The 16,514-nt window shown below is 65.5% G+C and carries 14 protein-coding genes; 2 read left to right on the top strand and 12 right to left on the bottom strand.

Annotated elements, in window-relative coordinates; genetic code table 11:
* Positions 1 to 74: 74 nt before the first annotated feature.
* The 5 genes from ACHMXB_RS15200 to ACHMXB_RS15180 form a co-directional block, all read right to left on the bottom strand.
* Entirely contained in the window at positions 75 to 1,373 is a 1,299-nt protein-coding gene (locus ACHMXB_RS15200; protein WP_395399619.1) for a hypothetical protein, read from the bottom strand.
* A 175-nt stretch (positions 1,374 to 1,548) separates the two neighbouring features.
* Positions 1,549 to 2,115, bottom strand: coding sequence for a DUF2231 domain-containing protein (locus ACHMXB_RS15195; RefSeq protein ID WP_395399617.1), 567 nt, complete (start codon positions 2,113 to 2,115; stop codon positions 1,549 to 1,551).
* A 174-nt stretch (positions 2,116 to 2,289) separates the two neighbouring features.
* Positions 2,290 to 4,797, bottom strand: coding sequence for an FAD-dependent oxidoreductase (locus tag ACHMXB_RS15190; protein ID WP_395399615.1), 2,508 nt, complete (start codon positions 4,795 to 4,797; stop codon positions 2,290 to 2,292).
* Positions 4,798 to 4,832: 35 nt separating this feature from the next.
* A complete protein-coding gene (gene purU / locus ACHMXB_RS15185; protein ID WP_395399613.1) occupies positions 4,833 to 5,804 on the bottom strand; it encodes a formyltetrahydrofolate deformylase in 972 nt (323 codons plus the stop codon).
* 34 nt (positions 5,805 to 5,838) lie between these two features.
* Positions 5,839 to 6,189 carry a bifunctional 3-phenylpropionate/cinnamic acid dioxygenase ferredoxin subunit gene (locus tag ACHMXB_RS15180; protein ID WP_395399611.1) on the bottom strand — a complete coding sequence of 117 codons (351 nt, stop codon included), beginning with the start codon at positions 6,187 to 6,189 and terminating at the stop codon, positions 5,839 to 5,841.
* Between the two features lie 246 nt (positions 6,190 to 6,435).
* On the opposite strand from ACHMXB_RS15180, the gene ACHMXB_RS15175 reads away from it, so the two are divergent.
* Entirely contained in the window at positions 6,436 to 7,677 is a 1,242-nt protein-coding gene (locus tag ACHMXB_RS15175; protein WP_395399609.1) for an NAD(P)/FAD-dependent oxidoreductase, read from the top strand.
* Positions 7,678 to 7,731: 54 nt separating this feature from the next.
* The gene (locus ACHMXB_RS15170; RefSeq protein ID WP_395399607.1) at positions 7,732 to 8,958 is read left to right on the top strand and encodes an aromatic ring-hydroxylating dioxygenase subunit alpha; all 1,227 of its coding nucleotides are present in this window, start codon (positions 7,732 to 7,734) and stop codon (positions 8,956 to 8,958) included.
* A 36-nt stretch (positions 8,959 to 8,994) separates the two neighbouring features.
* Here the strand turns inward: ACHMXB_RS15170 and ACHMXB_RS15165 are convergent, their stop codons facing one another.
* The 7 genes from ACHMXB_RS15165 to ACHMXB_RS15135 form a co-directional block, all read right to left on the bottom strand.
* Complete coding sequence (locus tag ACHMXB_RS15165) at positions 8,995 to 9,804, bottom strand: IclR family transcriptional regulator (RefSeq protein ID WP_395399605.1); 810 nt, start codon at positions 9,802 to 9,804, stop codon at positions 8,995 to 8,997.
* Between the two features lie 119 nt (positions 9,805 to 9,923).
* On the bottom strand, positions 9,924 to 10,790 hold the full coding sequence (fdhD, locus tag ACHMXB_RS15160; protein WP_395399603.1) for a formate dehydrogenase accessory sulfurtransferase FdhD: 867 nt from the start codon (positions 10,788 to 10,790) through the stop codon (positions 9,924 to 9,926).
* A 3-nt stretch (positions 10,791 to 10,793) separates the two neighbouring features.
* Complete coding sequence (locus ACHMXB_RS15155; protein WP_395399601.1) at positions 10,794 to 11,993, bottom strand: molybdopterin molybdotransferase MoeA; 1,200 nt, start codon at positions 11,991 to 11,993, stop codon at positions 10,794 to 10,796.
* 339 nt (positions 11,994 to 12,332) lie between these two features.
* Positions 12,333 to 14,699: an FdhF/YdeP family oxidoreductase gene (locus tag ACHMXB_RS15150; RefSeq protein WP_395399599.1), complete on the bottom strand. Its 2,367-nt coding sequence runs from the start codon at positions 14,697 to 14,699 to the stop codon at positions 12,333 to 12,335.
* Between the two features lie 45 nt (positions 14,700 to 14,744).
* Positions 14,745 to 14,993 (bottom strand): hypothetical protein, encoded by a 249-nt coding sequence (locus ACHMXB_RS15145; protein WP_395399597.1) that lies wholly within the window; start codon positions 14,991 to 14,993, stop codon positions 14,745 to 14,747.
* Complete coding sequence (locus ACHMXB_RS15140; protein ID WP_395399595.1) at positions 14,990 to 15,868, bottom strand: bifunctional 5,10-methylenetetrahydrofolate dehydrogenase/5,10-methenyltetrahydrofolate cyclohydrolase; 879 nt, start codon at positions 15,866 to 15,868, stop codon at positions 14,990 to 14,992. The genes ACHMXB_RS15145 and ACHMXB_RS15140 overlap by 4 nt, the downstream gene beginning before the upstream one ends.
* Positions 15,865 to 16,491, bottom strand: a complete 627-nt coding sequence (locus tag ACHMXB_RS15135) for a cyclodeaminase/cyclohydrolase family protein (protein ID WP_395399593.1) — start codon at positions 16,489 to 16,491, stop codon at positions 15,865 to 15,867. The genes ACHMXB_RS15140 and ACHMXB_RS15135 overlap by 4 nt, the downstream gene beginning before the upstream one ends.
* Positions 16,492 to 16,514: the final 23 nt, after the last annotated feature.

The following is a 16,514-nucleotide window of genomic DNA, read 5'->3' as shown; positions in this document are numbered from 1 at the left end:
TCCCGCACACAAGAACGGACCCGTTTCCTTTCGGAAGCGGGGCCGTTCCGCTTGGGTCTTTCCCATGTAGGGTGTCAGCGGGCCGTGCCGAGACTGCGATCGGAGAACCAGTACCGTTTGGTGACAGAGTTGCTGGCCATGACCACGATCCCCGTCCCGGAGTTCACGCTCTGCTTGGAGCTGGTCACATTGTTCATGTGGGGTGACGCTGCATCTTCAATAACAACTTTCCCGCGGCCGGACACGAAGACCGGATTATCCATCGAGGCTGTTTTTTCGTAGATGCTTCCCGCCGTGCCTGAGAAGGCGCAGCCACGGACGTATGTGGAGGGCGCCGTGTAAAACACGTGCACCTGACTGTTTGTGGTGTCAAGAATGACCTGCGGGCGGGTAACGCAATCCCCGGTTCTGGCGATCGTGGTCTGGGTGAAGGAGCCCGTGGCCGGTTTGAACACCACCAGCAGCAACTGGGCAAGCGTCTTGTTTGTGGTGCCATCATTGAGGCTTGTCTTTACTACGGCATATACCCGGCCGCTGGGATCGGACTGCAGGCTCTTGATGTTCAGGTGATCATCCACCCGCTTGCTTCCCTTGATGGCTTGTTTCACCTTCCACGACGCGGCGGTTCTTGGGCTTTTCCCGTCATCATGCGTGGCCCACCATGCCGTCCCCGTGGCCTGGTCGGTCCACATGATCCCGATTTCGTCGCCGTCGTAAGCGACAATTGCGGAGAGGTCATCGGGGGTGGGGTGCGGGTCCGCGGCTGCGGGAACTACAAAAGGCCTGCCCCAGCCCGTGCCGCCGGCCAGGGAATTATTGACGTAGACCGTGCTTCTGGTGCCGGAGACCTGTGTCCAGGTGGCCCAGATAACCCCCGTGGAATCCTTGGCGATGGTCAGCGACTCGCTGCTGTTGTTGGAGATGATGGCAGGGAAACCAGGGTTTAGCGTGTATTTTCCGCCAACATAGCTGTAGCGGTACAACCTGGCCGGTTGTCCGGACGCAGTATTCCCGGCAGTGACGACATTGGACGCTATGTACAGGTGGGTGCCGTCCCACAGAGTGTCCGACGACGTACTCGCCCTGGGGTCGCTCCGCACCCCGGTATCTACCCAGGTGTGCGTGGCCCGGTTCAGGCGGTAAATGCTCCATCCGCTGCCGGTCTTCCACATGTTGGCCCACCAGGAACCGGCATTCCACCACAGCTTGCTCTGCGGCTTATCCGCTGTCGGAGAATTGCTAACTCCGGAATATGTGATGCTCGGGGTTCCCACAGTCGCCGCCAGCGCGGCACTGCTGACGCCCAGCAAACTGCCCGTGACCACGACGGACAGGACAACAAGGTGGATAATCCAGCGGACGCTCTTCGTCATCTTCAGCACCATTCCTACGTCGGAAGTAAAGCCTCTTCGCCGGGGCCGTCCAGTGCCCCGTTCGGTATCAGTAAGCGCCCACATCAACCGGAAGCCTGCTGTGGGAGCGGCAACGCCGTCGGAACCTCGTCCGGAGCTTCAGGATGCATGAAAAGGTTGTAAAAACCTTGGGAAATCAATCTGTGGGCTGGTTTCCGGGATCGGGGAGGCTATGCCTGGTCCTTCGGGCCGTCCCGTGGGTGAGCGCCAAATGGCCGCCCAGGAACCCGGCGCCGGCCATCACGGCATTCCCTGCCAACCCCAGCCCCACGCCGAGGGAATGCCGGCCGCGCATCCGGGCGATGAGAGAACCGAGGAACAGGAAGATCGCGGCGTCGGTGCCGAGTGCGTGCACTGCACCTATCCGGCGCTCGGCGCCTGTCATCCCCGCCCAGTCCCCGGCGCCCGCGATCGAGGTGGGCCCGGCCGCTATCACCCCGGCCGCGACCAGAAGCGTGGCCCCGGAACGGGCCTGGGCTCCTCCGGCCAGGTCGAGAATGGAAGCCCCGGTCCAACACCCAAGCGTCAGGTCAGTAAGCGGGGGATGGGCCGAATGCCCGAGGACGTCCGTGTGGAGCGGGGTGCGCCGGGCCCACCCGGGTATCGGGCCGTAGACCAGCTCCTGGGCGGCAGCCACCTTTTCCGAGACAGGGCTCGCGCCCACTGCCCCGGCCAGGCGCTGCGGCCATGACAAGGCATTCACGCTCACACGCTACGCCCCCGCCGCAACTCTGGACAGGGGCCAGCTCTGGACAGGCCTCGGTGCCCGCGAACTGCCCGCCGTCCTGACCTTCTCTGACCAAGAACGACGGCGACACTCCGGAAATCCGGTGTGTCGCCGTCGTTCTTTCTTCAATTTGGGTCAGGACGGCCCGAGTCAGCCGCGGAGGCGCTCCATGCCGGGGTCGAACAGCGGCTCTGCGCTGACGGTGGCGGCGACGCGGCGGCCGAAGTACTCGATCTCCACGGCGTCACCCTCCGAAACCGCAGCGGGCAGCCAGGCGTAGGCGATCGGCTTGCGGATCGAGTAGCCGTACGCGGCACTGGTGACGTAACCGGACGCTGCGCCGTTCACGTACACGGGTTCCTTGCCGATCACAATGGAGGTGCCGTCGTCGACCGTCAGGCAGCGCAGCACCTTCTCCGCAGGCTGTTCCTTGAGGGCCGCCAGGGCCTCCGCCCCCACGTAGCCTTCCTTGTCCTTCGCCACAGAGAAGCCGAGGCCGGACTGGTAGGGGTGGTGCTCGGTGGTCACGTCCGTGCCCCAGAGGCGGTAACCCTTCTCCAGGCGCATGCTGTTGAAGGCCCCGCGGCCGGCGGCGATGATGCCGTGTTCCTGTCCGGCTTCGAACAGCAGGTCCCAGAGCTTGAGGCCGTATTCGGCGGTGGTGTACAGCTCCCAGCCGAGTTCGCCCACATAGGACAGGCGCATGGCCGTGACGGGGATGCCGCCGACGCTGATTTCCTTGGTGCGGAAGTACTTCAGGCCGTCGTTGGTGAGGTCGTCGGTGCTGACCTTGCCGATGACTTCGCGGGCCAGCGGGCCCCACAGTCCGATGCAGCAGGTGCTGCCGGTGATGTCGGTGACGTGCACCCACTTGGCCGGATCGGCGGCCGACTGCTTGCGGGCCTCCACGCGCAGGTAGTCGAAGTCCACGTTGCTGTTCACGCCGAGCTGGAAATCTTCCTCCCCGAGCCGGGCGACGGTCACGTCGCTGCGGATGCCGCCGTCGTGCTCCAGCAGGAGGCAGTAGGTGACCGCGCCGGGCTTCTTGGCGATGTTGCCGGTGCTCAGCCGGTGCAGCAGCGCTTGGGCGCCCGGGCCGTTGACGGCCAGCCGCTTCAGCGGCGTCATGTCGTACAGCGCGACGGCGGTACGCGTCTTCCATGCTTCGGCAGCGGAGATGGGGGAGGAGAACATGGCCGCCCACGGCTCGCGTTCGGGAGCCTGCCACTCGGCCGGCAGCTCGTCCAGCAGGGGACGGTTGGCCTCGAACCAGTGCGGGCGCTCCCACGCGGCCGACTCGAGGAAGAACGCGCCGAGCTCCTTCTGCCGGACGTTGAACGGGCTGACGCGCAGGTCCCGCGGCGATTCCTTGGGCTGCAGGGGGTGCATGACATCGTAGATCTCCACGAAGTTCTGCTGCGAGGTCTCGCTGACGTACTCGTCGCTGGTCTGCACCTTCTCGAAGCGGGAGAGCTCGGTGCCGTGCAGGTCGGTGCGGGAGCGGCCCTCGGTGAGCAGCTCGGCCACGGCCTTGGCCACGCCTGCGGAGTGCGTCACCCACACGGCCTCGGCGACGAAGAAGCCGGAGAGTTCCGGGGCTTCACCGATCAGCGGGCCGCCGTCGGGCGTGAAGGAGAAGATGCCGTTGAAGCCGTCCTCGATCGCGGCGCTGCGCAGAGCCGGCAGCAGGTCCTGGCTGTCTTCCCACGCGGGCACGAAGTCTTCCAGGGTGAAGTCGAGGCGGGAAGGCATGCGGTGGTCGGACATTTCCTCGGCCGACACCTTGGGCAGGGCGGACATGTCCACGGGCATCGGGCGGTGCGCGTAGCTGCCGATGCCGATGCGGTTGCCCCATTCGCGGTAGTACAGGTCCTTGTCCTGGTAGCGGAGGATGGGCTTGCTGGCGCCCTTGGGAAGCTGGTTGACGCCTTCGAGTTCGGCAAGGGGGGTGCTGACGACGTACTGGTGGGCCAGCGGCAGCAGCGGCACCTCCAGGCCCACCATCTTGCCGAGCTCACGGCCCCAGAAACCTGCGCAGGACACCACGATGTCGGCAGGAATCACGCCGGAGGAAGTCTCCACACCGGTGACCTTGCCGCCCCACTGGGAGATGCCCGTGACGCTGGTGGAGCCGAGGAAGGTCACGCCGCGCTCGCTCGAACGCGCGATCAGCAGCTGCACGGCACGGGCGGCGAGGGCCAGGCCGTCGGTGGGGATGAGCAGGCCGCCCAGCACCTCGCGGCCGCCGGTGAGCTTGCCGGTGTTGAGCAGCGGGTAGATCTTTTCGCATTCATCGGCGTCGATGATCCGGCTTTCGACGCCCCAGGAGGTCATCACACCCATCTTGCGCTTGAGGTCAGCCAGGCGCTCGGGAGTAGTTGCCAGTTCCAGACCGCCCACCTGGTTGAAGCAGGACTCGCCGTCCTTGCTCAGGGCGAGCAGTTTGTTGACGGTGTAGGTGGCGAATTCCGTCATGGTCTTGGACGAGTTGTTCTGGAACACCAGGCCGGGGGCGTGCGACGTGGAGCCGCCAGCCAGTTCCAGCGGGCCCTGCTCGACGACGGTGATGTTGTTCCAGCCGCGGCTGGACAACTCGTCCGCGAGGTTGGTGCCGACGATGCCGGCACCGATGATGACGACGCGTGGTGATGCGCTCATGGTGTGTGGTTCTCCTGGTTCGCGTTAGCGGAAAATTAGCGGAATACGACGGTGCGGGTCTTGTTAAGCAGGACGCGGTGCTGGCAGTGCCACTTCACCGCGCGGGAGAGCGCCTGGGTCTCCGCATCCCGGCCCACCGTCACCAGCGCGTCCGGATCGAGCGCGTGGTCCACCCGGAGGACCTCCTGTTCGATGATGGGGCCTTCATCGAGGTCCGCGGTGACGTAGTGTGCCGTCGCGCCGACCATTTTCACCCCGCGGTCGTAGGCCTGGTGGTACGGCTTCGCGCCTTTGAAGCCGGGCAGGAATGAGTGGTGGATGTTGATGGCCCGTCCGCGCAGCTTGCCGCACAGGTCATTGGACAGCACCTGCATATAGCGGGCCAGAACCACGAGGTCGGCGTCGTATTCGGCCACCAGCTCCAGCAGGCGTGCCTCCGCCTCGGGCTTGGTGCCCGCCGTCACCGGCACGTGGATGAAGGGCAGCCCGGCCGCCTCGGCCATAGGCCGCAGGTCCTCATGGTTGGAAACCACGACGGCGATCTCCGCACCCAGGCTTCCCGCCCGCCACCGGAAGATGAGGTCGTTCAGGCAGTGGCCGAACTTCGAGACCATGACCAGCAACCGCTGCGGGCGGCCGTCGTGGATGCTGAACTCCATGCCGAACTCGCCGGCGATGGCCGCGAACTCGGAGCTGAGGCCTTCCGCCGTCTGCTGGCCCTGCTGGCCCTGCTTGTCGAGACCGTCACGCTGGTTGAGCCGGGCAAAGGGACCCTGATCGCCGTCGTCGCCGCTCTGGGTGAACGCGGTCCGCAGGTAGAGCTTGCCGCTGACGTGGTCGTCAAACTGCTGGTGCTCCACGATGTCGAAGCCGCGGTCGGCCAGGAACGTCGTGATGGCCCGAACGATGCCCGGCCGTTCGGGGCAAGCCAGGGTGAGGACAAACTCGGCGCTACGGGCTTTGGCGCGGGCACCGGCCGCGGGCGCACCTTCAAGAACTGTGGACAAGATTTTCTCCGAAATGTAGTGGCAGAGCGGGCGGCTAGATGTGGCCGTTGACTGTCAGCCCGGGGGGAAGGTTGGGCGCCTCAGCGGACTCGATGACCATGATGTCCCCGTCAACGACGGTGACTTCGTGCGTGCGGACCGGAAGTTTGGCCGGCGGTGCATCAACCTGCCCCGTCCGGAGATTGAACTTTGAGGCGTGCAGCGGGCACTCGACCTCGCAGCCTTCCACCCAGCCGTCGGTCAGCGAGGCGTCCTGGTGGGTGCAGGTGTCATCAATGGCGAAGAGCTCGCCTTCCTCGGTGTGGAAGACAGCGATGGGCGGCGCGGTGTTCAGGCGCAGGGCTTCCCCTGGCGCCAGTTCGCTGAGCGGGCATGCCTTGTGCATGGGGGCCTCTTCTCTCGTTTGGGGAGGTGTACGGGGACTGCTTGGCGCATGTTCCGAATGGATCAACGGCCATCGTAATATGCAACAGCGTGCTTTCGCTCACACTGTTTTGTCAAGGGTTGGCGTCCAATTACGCGTGCCCGCATTAATGAGTCACCCACCCCTTGACAGTCACCGTGGCATGGATCACGCTGTTGCATATAGCGATTGTTGTTGCGCTAATAGCAATAGAAAGAGGGTGTATATATGCAGACGCTTGCGATCGTGGGAGCCTCCCTGGCCGGTCTCTCCGCCGCGCGGGCAGCCCGCGCCCAAGGCTTCACCGGACGGCTCGTCATCATCGGCGATGAAGAGCACCGCCCGTATGACAGGCCGCCGCTCTCCAAGGACTTCCTGCTGGGATCCATCACGGCCGAGGACCTGTCCCTGGAGACCGATACTGACGACCTCGACGCCGAATGGCTGCTGGGTGCCCGTGCAGTTTCCTTGGACGCCGCTACGAAAACCGTCGGCCTGGCCGACGGCCGGGTTGTCCAGGCTGACGGCATCGTCATCGCCACCGGCGCGCGCGCCCGCCAGCTGCCGGCCCTGGCCGGCCTGAGCAACGTCTTCTCACTGCGCACCCTCGCGGACGCGCAAAGCCTGGCGCCGGAACTGGTGCCGGGAAGCAAAATGGCCGTCATCGGAGCAGGCTTCGTGGGTGCCGAGGTTGCCTCTTCCGCCGCTTCGCGCGGCATGGACGTCACCCTGGTTGACACCAAGCCGGTGCCGTTCGCCGCCCAGCTGGGCATGGAGATGGGCTCGGTGGTGGGCGGCCTGCACACCGCCAAGGGTGTCCGGCTCATCTCGTCGGCCGTAATTGAGGACTTCTACGCAGGCGAAGGAAACGTAACCGGCCTTCGGCTGGGCGACGGGACGTTTGTGGCTGCAGACGTTGTGGTCGTCGGCATCGGTGCGGAGCCGAACGTTGAATGGCTCGCCGGTTCCGGCGTGGAGGTCGACGGCGGTGTCCTGTGTGATGCGATGGGGCGCACCAGTGTTCCGGGCATTGTGGCGGTGGGGGACTGTGCCGCGTGGTTCGATGCCGCGGTGGACAGGCACCGCCGCGTGGAGCACTGGACGGGTGCCCTGGAACGGGCAGCGCTGGCCGTGCAGGGGCTGCTCGATGACGACGCCCCCGCGCAGCCGCTCAAGCCGCCGTACTTCTGGTCGGACCAGCATGGAGTGAAGATCCAGTTCGCGGGCCACTCGGCCGGCTACGACCGCCTTGACGTCGAAGCGGGGGATGCTGCCGAGCACAGCCTGCTGGCCGTGTACTACCGGGACGACGTTCCCGTCGCGGTGTTGGGCATGAACCAGCCGCGGCTGTTCACCAAGTGGCGCAGGAGCCTCGCGACGTCTGCACCCAAGCCGGCGGCCGCCGTCGTGCCTTCAGTTTTGGCCCCGGCGGGCGTACCCGCCCTTGCCGGTGCCGCCACGGGGCTTTAGCCCCAACTCCACTTGTAAGTCGTGTTGTTTGTGTTGTTTTGTTAGGAGAACAAATTGTCTGTTGAGGTATCCACCCCGAGCCTGATCCCGACGCTGGGCGGTCACTTGTACACGGATCCGGCGATCTTCCGGGCCGAGCAGGAACGTATTTTCGAGCAGATGTGGTTCTGCGCGATCCGGTCCTCCGATCTGGACAAGCCCGGGGCGTGGCAGACGGTGCAGATTGGCCGCGAAAGCGTGCTGATCTCGCGGACGCGCAAGGGCGAAATCCGGGCGTTCTACAACGTCTGCCGGCACCGCGGCGTGAAGCTGTGCATGGAGGAAAAGGGCGAAGCTGCCCGCAACTTCCAGTGCCCGTACCACGCCTGGACCTATGACTTCGAGGGCAAGCTGATTGCGGCTCCGAACCTGACCAAGATGCCGGACATCGACCGTGACGAGTACGGCCTGTCCAAGGTCCACATCCGTGAATACCTGGGCTACGTGTGGGTTTGCCTGGCCGAGGAGCCGCCGTCCTTCGAAGAGGAAGTGATGGGCGCGATCGAGGAGCGCCTGGGCAACGTGCACGCCATCGACGGGTACGACGTCGCCAACCTGTCTGTGGGTCGCCGCATCCGCTATGACGTGAAGGCGAACTGGAAGCTCATCATTGAGAACTTTATGGAGTGCTACCACTGCGCCACCATCCACCCGGAGCTGACCGAGGTCCTGCCCGAGTTCGCCGACGGTTTGGCCGCCCAGTACTTCGTGGGCCACGGTGCGGAGTTCGGTGAGGACATTAAGGGCTTCACCGTGGACGGTTCCGAGGGCCTGGACCTGATCCCCGGTGTGGCCGAGGACCAGGACCGCCGCTACTACGCGATCACGATCAAGCCGACAGTGTTCGTGAACCTGGTCCCGGACCACGTGATCATCCACCGCATGTTCCCGATGTCCGCAGACCACACGATCGTCGAATGCGACTGGCTGTACCTGCCCTCGGTGGTGGAGTCCGGCAAGGACGTCACTGCCTCCGTTGAGCTGTTCCACCGCGTGAACATGCAGGACTTCGACGCGTGCGAGCGTTGCCAGCCGGGCATGGCTTCCAAGTCCTATGCGAAGGGCGGCGTGCTCGTTCCCAGCGAACACCACATTGGTGCTTTCCACGACTGGGTCCAGGAAAAGGTTGGCGACGTCGTGCTCTCCGGCGAGGCACTGCTGGGCCTCACCGCGGACACCCCCCCGCTGGAGGAACGTGCCGAAACCCTGCAGCGCAAAGAGACCGCTACCCCGGCCTCCTAAGCGATCATTGCGATGACCCCGGACCCCCGTCCGGGGTCATCGGTGCGTGTAGCCCATTTTTCCGCTGATGCTCAGGCCGGCCTCCTGGAGCCCCTGGATCAGGCCGGGGGTATTTTCCGGATCGAAGCGGAAGGCGGGCCCGGAGATGCTGACGGCCCCGATGACCGTCCCGAAGTGGTTGTAAACGGGCACGGCAACAGCGTTCAGGCCGATTTCGAATTCCTCATGAACAACGGCGTAGCCGTCGCGGGCAACGTCCAGGAGCTGGTTCTCCAAGGTATCCCGGTCCGTGATGGTCCGCGGGGTGCGGGCCGGAAGTCCCGCCTCCTGGAGGAGCCGGGACCGTTCTTCAACCGGCAGGGCCGCCAGCAGTACTTTGCCGCTGGAGGTGGCGTGGAGGGGCGTGAGGCTGCCCACCCAGTCGGACGTTGCCAGCGTTGACGGGCCCATGGCCTGGTCGACGTTCACCGCGTAGCTGGAACGCAGGACGGCGAGGTTGACGGTTTCCTTGTACTGGTCTGCGAGGCTCTCCAGGGTGGGACGCGCCTCGTGGACCAGGCTCAGCCGGCCGGGAATGGAGCTCGCCAGGCGTAGGATGCCGAATCCCAGCTGATACTTACCGCGGTCATGGTTCTGCCGCACGATCTCCCGGGACACCAGTGACCCGAGCAGCCGCGAAACGGTGGACTTGTGGACTCCCATTTCGTCGGCGATCTCACTGACGCCCGCGTGCCCGTCCCTGGCGATGATTTCCAGGATCTGGAGGGCGCGGTCAACGGACTGGACGCCGCCTCCGCCTGCGGCGTCCGGGTCCCTGTCGTTCGCTGGTTCGTCTCTTGCAGCCATCAGAGGTGCTCCCATGTCGTCGCCGTGACCAGCGGTCAGCTCTGCGCTATTCCGCCTGCTTCACAACTCTGATCCTAGACTGCGACGAACTCCGACCGTCATTTTCCTGAACACAACGCCTACGTTCCGGACGCACGTACCAGCCGTTCCGGGCCCACATACGCGTTGAGGCTCTTGCCCCGGCTGAAGCCCACAAGGGTTACACCGGTGTCGGCGGCGAGGTCCGCTGCCAGGCTCGAGGGTGCGCTGACGGCAGCCAGAACCGGGATGCCGGCGAGGGTAGCCTTTTGAACGAGCTCGAATGATGCCCTGCCCGAGACCTGCAGGACGGTTCCGCGCAACGGCAGCAGCCCTTCGCGCAGCGCCCACCCGATCACCTTGTCTACGGCATTGTGCCGGCCCACGTCCTCGCGGAGGCAAAGCAGTTCCGCTTCGCCCCCGTCACCGATCCTGAACAGCCCTGCTGCATGGACGCCGCCGGTCTTGTCGAACAGCGCCTGGGCTTCGCGCAACTGCTCGGGCAGACGCGCTATGACGTCTACCGGTACGCGCAACTGGTCCCCGTGCACGTCATAAGTGAGGGTCTTGCGGACAGCCTCGATGGAGGTGCTGCCGCAGATGCCGCAGGAGCTTGACGTGTAAACGTGCCTGCCGGTGTCCGGCAGTGCCAGGCCGGGACGGAACTGCGCTTCGACCACGTTGAACGTCTGCCTGCCGGTTTCGTCCTCCCCGGCGCAGAAGCGGAGCGAAACCAGATCCGCCTGGCTGGCGATGATGCCCTCCGAGACGAGAAAACCGGCAACGAGGTCAAAGTCATGGCCGGGGGTCCGCATCGTCACGGCAAAGGACAGGTTGCCGAAGCGGATTTCCAGCGGCTCCTCCGCCGCCAGCACGTCTTCGCGCAGCCGCACAGGATATTCCATGGCGGCCTCGGAGCCGTCCAGCAGGTAGCGGTGGACCTTCCGTCGCTGGGTCATGCGTGCCATTGCCTAGTTCTCCCAGATCAATTTGCCGGTAAGTGGAGGCCGCAGCTCCGGGCGCCAGGGGAGCGCAAATGCCGGAACCGGCTCACCCAGCTGAACGCCGCGGGATGGAACCACCATGACGCCGTCGGCGGTTGCCAGTCCGCGCATCATTCCGGGGCCGGTGTAGTGGGCGGGAGTCGCCAGCTCCTTGAACCAGTGGAACGGCATGAGCCGCGTGGACGCCTGGTGGGCGTCGATGGTGGTGCCGCTCGGCACCCGGCTGATGCCGGGCAGCGGCTGGTGGCTCAGGGCCGCCAACAGCGGACCGCCAACGGTGAAGAGTGCCATGAGGGCGGCAAGCGGGTTGCCGGGAAGCCCGACGACGAACCGGCCGTTGGGCAGTTTGCCCAGGGCGGCAGGGTGGCCGGGCCGCATGGCGATGCCGTCGATGAGGAGCCGTCCGCCGAGGGCTACCACGGCATTCCGGAAGTGATCAGCGCCCGAGCGCCCCGTGCCCCCGGTGGTCACCACGACGTCGGGCCATTGCCCCATCGGCGCTTCGGCGGCGCCCAGTGCCGTGAGCCATTCCTCGTAGGAGTCCCCGATCCGGACCAGCGGCCCCGGGACACCCCCAAGCATCTGGATGACGGTGCCGAGCTGGGGCCCGAAGGCGTCCCTGACCTGTCCCGGTTCCGGGGTCCTGGCCGTGATCACCTCCGAGCCGGTCACGAGCATCTTGACCAGCGGCTTGCCGCGCACCACCAGTTGGTCGAAACCGGCGACGGCGGCCAGGGCGATGTGCGCGGGGTTTAGGGTTGTCCCGGCGGGGATCAGCACCTCGCCGGCTGCCGCTTCCTCGCCCGAGCCGCGGATGTGCTGGCCCGGGCGGGGTTCGCCGGGGGTGGCCCCGCTTCCCAGCAGCAATGTAGCCCGGCCGCCGGTGTCCGTGGCCAGCCGTCCGCTCTCCACCCGGAGCACCGCATGCGTGCCCGGGGGGATTACGCCACCGGTGACCACAGGACTGGCCTCTCCATCACGGAGGGCCTTTCCAGGTTCCGTCAATGTCCAGGGGCCGTCGCCGCTGACCGTCCAGCCGTCCATGGCTGACGAGGCGTAGTGGGGCATCTCCTGCAGCGCGACGACGTCGGCGGCCAAGGTCCTGCCGTTCGCGTCCGCAAGCGGGACACGTTCCGGCCCAAGGGGGCTGGCGCAGTCGAAAGCCAACAGGCGTGCGTCCGCCCACGAGTGCTCCCCGTGAGCGGCGGGCCGGCCACCCGCGCCAGGCCTGTCGACGGTTTGAAGGGCTAGAGCTACCACGGGTCGTCCCCTCGTTGGATGGTTGCCGGGCTGTCATCCCGCCTGGCGGTGGCGTCCTTGGAGACATGCCCGCCGCTGCTGTTCGTTTCCCGAAAGCGGTGCTCCGGCGCTTACCTCCCCAGGTATTTCAGGCCTCCGAAACACCGTTTACGGGAAACGAAACTGCTCTATGCCCGTGGCGGTACGGGCGTGGGCGCCGCACCGTCGGCGGCCGCCCTGATATTCCAAATATATCGTAAAGATATATCAGTGCGGAAGAGCTGCAAGCATCTGATTTTCCCCTGCCTTCACTCCGGCCGGTTCCAGCCGGACGATGACGGACTTTGATGTGGGGGTGCCGCTCGTGTCGGCGACGGAGTCCAGCGGCACGAGCACGTTGGTTTCCGGGTAGTAGGCGGCTGCGCAGCCCTTCGGCGTCGAGTAGCTGACGATCCGGAAATTCTCCGCGCGGCGCTCTGTGCCCCGGAACTCTGAGACCAGGTCCACCATGTCTCCATCGGCGTAGCCCAGCTCGGCGATGTCCGCCTCGCTGACCAGCACCACGCGCCGGCCGCCATGGATTCCGCGGTACCGGTCGTCCTTTCCATAGATCGTGGTGTTGTACTGGTCGTGGGAACGCAGGGTCTGCAGGATCAGCCGCCCGGGGGAAACCTGAAGGTACTCCAGGGCGTTGGACGTGAAGTGCGCCTTGCCCGACAGGGTCTTGAATTCCCTGTTGTCCCGCGGCGGGTGGGGCAGGACGAAGCCGCCGGGGTGCTGGATTCTCTCCTCGAAATTCTCGAAGCCGTCGATGGCAGCCTCGATGTGCTTCCTGATCAGCGAGTAGTCGTCCCGGAGCGAGAGCCAGTCGGCCACCGGCGCGTTGGGAAGGGGCCGGCCGTCGGCGTCCGTGAACACTCTGTGCGCGAGGTTGCAGACTATGGCCACCTCGGACATCAGGTGCTCGCTGGCGGGCTTGAGCCGGCCGCGGGATGCATGAACGGCGCTCATCGAATCCTCCACAGTGACCCTTTGGTCGCCGGAGCGCTGGGTGTCCCGTTCGGTGCGGCCCAGCGTTGGGAGGATCAGGGCGCGCTTCCCAGTCGACAGGTGCGAATGGTTCAGTTTCGTGGAGATCTGCACGGTCAGCCGGGTCTTGGCCAGGGCCTTCTCGGTGGCATCCGAGTCCGGAGCCGCCCGCACGAAGTTCCCGCCCATGCCCACGAACAGCCTGACCTTGCCGTCACGCATTGCCCGGATTGCGGCGACGGTGTCGTAGCCGTGCGCCCGGGGCGAGCGGAACTGGAATTCCTGGTCCAGACGGTCGTGGAAGCTCTCGGGCATCCGTTCGAAGATGCCCATGGTCCGGTCGCCCTGGACATTGGAGTGTCCGCGAACCGGGCAGACGCCTGCCCCGGGTTTGCCGATGTTGCCCTGCAGCAGCAGCACGTTGACCACGTCGCGCAGGGTGGGCACCGAGTGCTTGTGCTGTGTCAGGCCCATAGCCCAGCAGACGATGGTGGAGCCTGACGCCAAAAGCCGTTCACCGGTGGCATTGATCTGTTCCATGGTCAGCCCGGTTGCTTCGACGATGTCGTCCCACTGCACCTGTTCCAGCTGCGAAAGGTAGGACTCGAGGCCCACCGTATGGTTGCTGATGAAGTCGTGGTCAAAAACCGTGGACAGGCCCGGAGTGTTCCTGCCTGCACGTTCTGCGTCCAGCAGGTATTTCCCGAGGCCCTGGAACAGTGCCTGGTCGCCGCCGGCCCTGATCTGCAGGAAGTCATCAGTCAGTTGCGTGCCCACCAGCGTTCCCGCGATGGTCTGCGGGTTCTCGAAGTGCAGGAGGCCAGCTTCCGGGAGCGGGTTGACTGAGACGATGGCGGCGCCGTTTTTCTTCGCCTTTTCCAGGGCGCTGAGCATGCGCGGGTGGTTCGTGCCCGGGTTCTGGCCCGCCACGAAGATGAGGGACGCCGTCTCCAGATCCTTCAGGCTGACAGAGCCCTTGCCGATGCCTATGGTTTCCACCAGGGCAGACCCGGAGGACTCGTGGCACATGTTTGAACAGTCCGGGAGGTTGTTCGTACCCACGCCGCGGACCAGCAGCTGGTACACGAACGCCGCCTCGTTGGAGGTCCGTCCGGACGTGTAGAAAACGCTCTCGTCGGGGTGGTCCATGTCCCTGAGTTCCTGGGCGATGAGTTCCAGGGCGTCGTCCCAGCCGATGGGCCTGTAGTGGGTTGCGCCCTCATCCAGGACCATCGGGTGGGTCAGCCTTCCCTGCTGCCCGAGCCAGTAGTCATCGCGTGTCTTCAGCTCGGCGACGGAATGCGCGGCGAAAAACTCCGGGCTGACACGACGGCGGGTAGCTTCCTCCGCCACCGCCTTCGCGCCGTTTTCGCAGAATTCCGCGGCATTGCGCTTATCATGCTCCGGCCAGGCGCAGCCCATGCAGTCAAACCCGTCGACCTGGTTGACGGCCATCAGCGTCTGGACGCTGCGAAGGGGACCCATCTGCTCCAGCGAGATTTTCAGGGCGTTGGCCACCGCGGGGATGCCCACGGCCTTGGTTTTGGGTTTGCTGACGGTCAGCCTTGACTCGTCGATGTTCTCGCGTGGGGCTTTGGACGCCATGGGCTCTTCCTTAAATCTTTGCCGGGCAATGCGGGCGTGTGTTGACTAGGGAACTTCGACCGTGATGATGTCGCCGTCCTCGCGGAAGAACATGCGACGGCCGCCCCCGAAGGCCAGAACCAGCCAGACGGTGCGGCCATCATCGGTCAGGTCGTCGATCCAGCCGCTGTGGGAAACCGTGTACTGCTCCAGCACGGTGACGAAATCGCCTGGCATGAGCGCGTTCCAGTCCGCCACGACCTTGGTGCTGGTGGGCTGAGGCGCGGCGCTGCGCGCCATGACTGCCTCGGTCATTGCGTAAGGACCGGCTTCCGGGCTGCACGGAACTGTTCGCGCGCCGCCTCGGAGGTGTGGAGCAGCAGCAATGCCGTGGTGACTGAGCCGACACCGCCGGGGACGGGCGTGAGCGCGGCAGCGACCGGCCGGACGCTGGATTCGTCGACGTCGCCGGCGAGTGAGCCGTCGGAAAGCACGTTGGTTCCCACATCGATGACCACTGAATGCTCCGAAACATCGGTCCCGGTGAGCAGCCCGGTTCGGCCGGCGGCAACAACCACGACGTCGGCAGCCTTGGTGTATTTGCCGAGGGGCCCGGACTTTGAGTGGCAGACGGTGGTGGTGGCGTCCTTCTGCAGCAGCAGCAGGGACAGCGGCTTGCCGACCACGGTGGAACGGCCCACCACCACCACGTTGCGGCCGGCCACCGGGATTTCGAAGTGGTCCAGCATTTCAACAACGGCGCGCGCCGTGGCCGGCGCGAACGCGCGTTCCCCTACGGCGAGAAGTCCGAGGCTCACCGGGTTGGCGCCGTCAATGTCCTTTTCCGGGGCGATGTGCTTGACCAGTTCCTGGGTTTTGACACCGGGGGGCAGGGGAGTCTGCAGGATGATGCCATTGACTGAGGGCTCTGCGCTGAGGTCCTTCAGCACGGCGATGAGCACCTGTTCGGTCGCGTCGTGGCCGACGTCGATGATCCTGCAGCCGATGCCGGCGTTTTCGGCGGCGCGCTCTATGGAGCGAACGTACCAGTGCGTGGAGCTGTCCTCGGTCGCAACCACGACGGCGAGGGTGGGGCGTGAGCCTTCTTCGGCCAGTGCCGCAGCCTGGGCAGTGGCCTGCTCCTGAATCAGTTTGGCGAGGGGCTTGCCGGAAAGCACAGATGCCGTCATCGGAGGATCCTTTCCCGTACCTGGCGGGAGAGCGAGTCAGCCGCCAGAACGACTTTTTCTTCAAGGCCGTCGGTTTGTTCCGCCACTGCGGCGCGGGCCTGGGCGTCCTTGATGGCTACGACGTTGATGTCGATGTTGACGCGGGCAGTGGTGGCCGCTGCCCTGGCTGCGTCGGCTGCTGCGGCAATGTCGCTGATGACATTCGGGTTTGCGATATCCAAGAGTTCGGCCGCAAGCTCCACGACGGCACCTGACAGCGTGATCAGCCGGGCCGGCGGCTGGGCGGCCTGGCTAAGTGCGTCGTCGATGGCGGCTGCGCGCGCCGCACGCTCAGGGTCGCTGGCGGCGGGCAGCTTGTAGGCGGCGATCACGGCTTTGAAGGCAGTTTCATCGGCATCGGCCAGCCCCAGCGTCTCGCCGATGAGCTCGTCGGCGGCGGCAATGATTCTGGCCGTTGTCCCTGCGTGCTGCTCATATTTAGCGCCGGTGCTAAACCGTGCCACCATCGCCACCAGGGCCGCCCCCTGCGCCGCGTGGAGCGCGGCGGCCGCGCCGCCACCGGGGGTGGGCTGCCGGGCGGCAAGCCTGCCGAGGTAGTCGTTAATTGTTTCTGAACCGATCATTTGTTCATTCCTGGGCTGGTAGA

Origin of the sequence: Arthrobacter sp. UC242_113 (assembly GCF_044054585.1) — a bacterium.
GTDB lineage: Bacteria > Actinomycetota > Actinomycetes > Actinomycetales > Micrococcaceae > Arthrobacter.
This window is presented reverse-complemented; position numbering and strand designations above follow the sequence as displayed.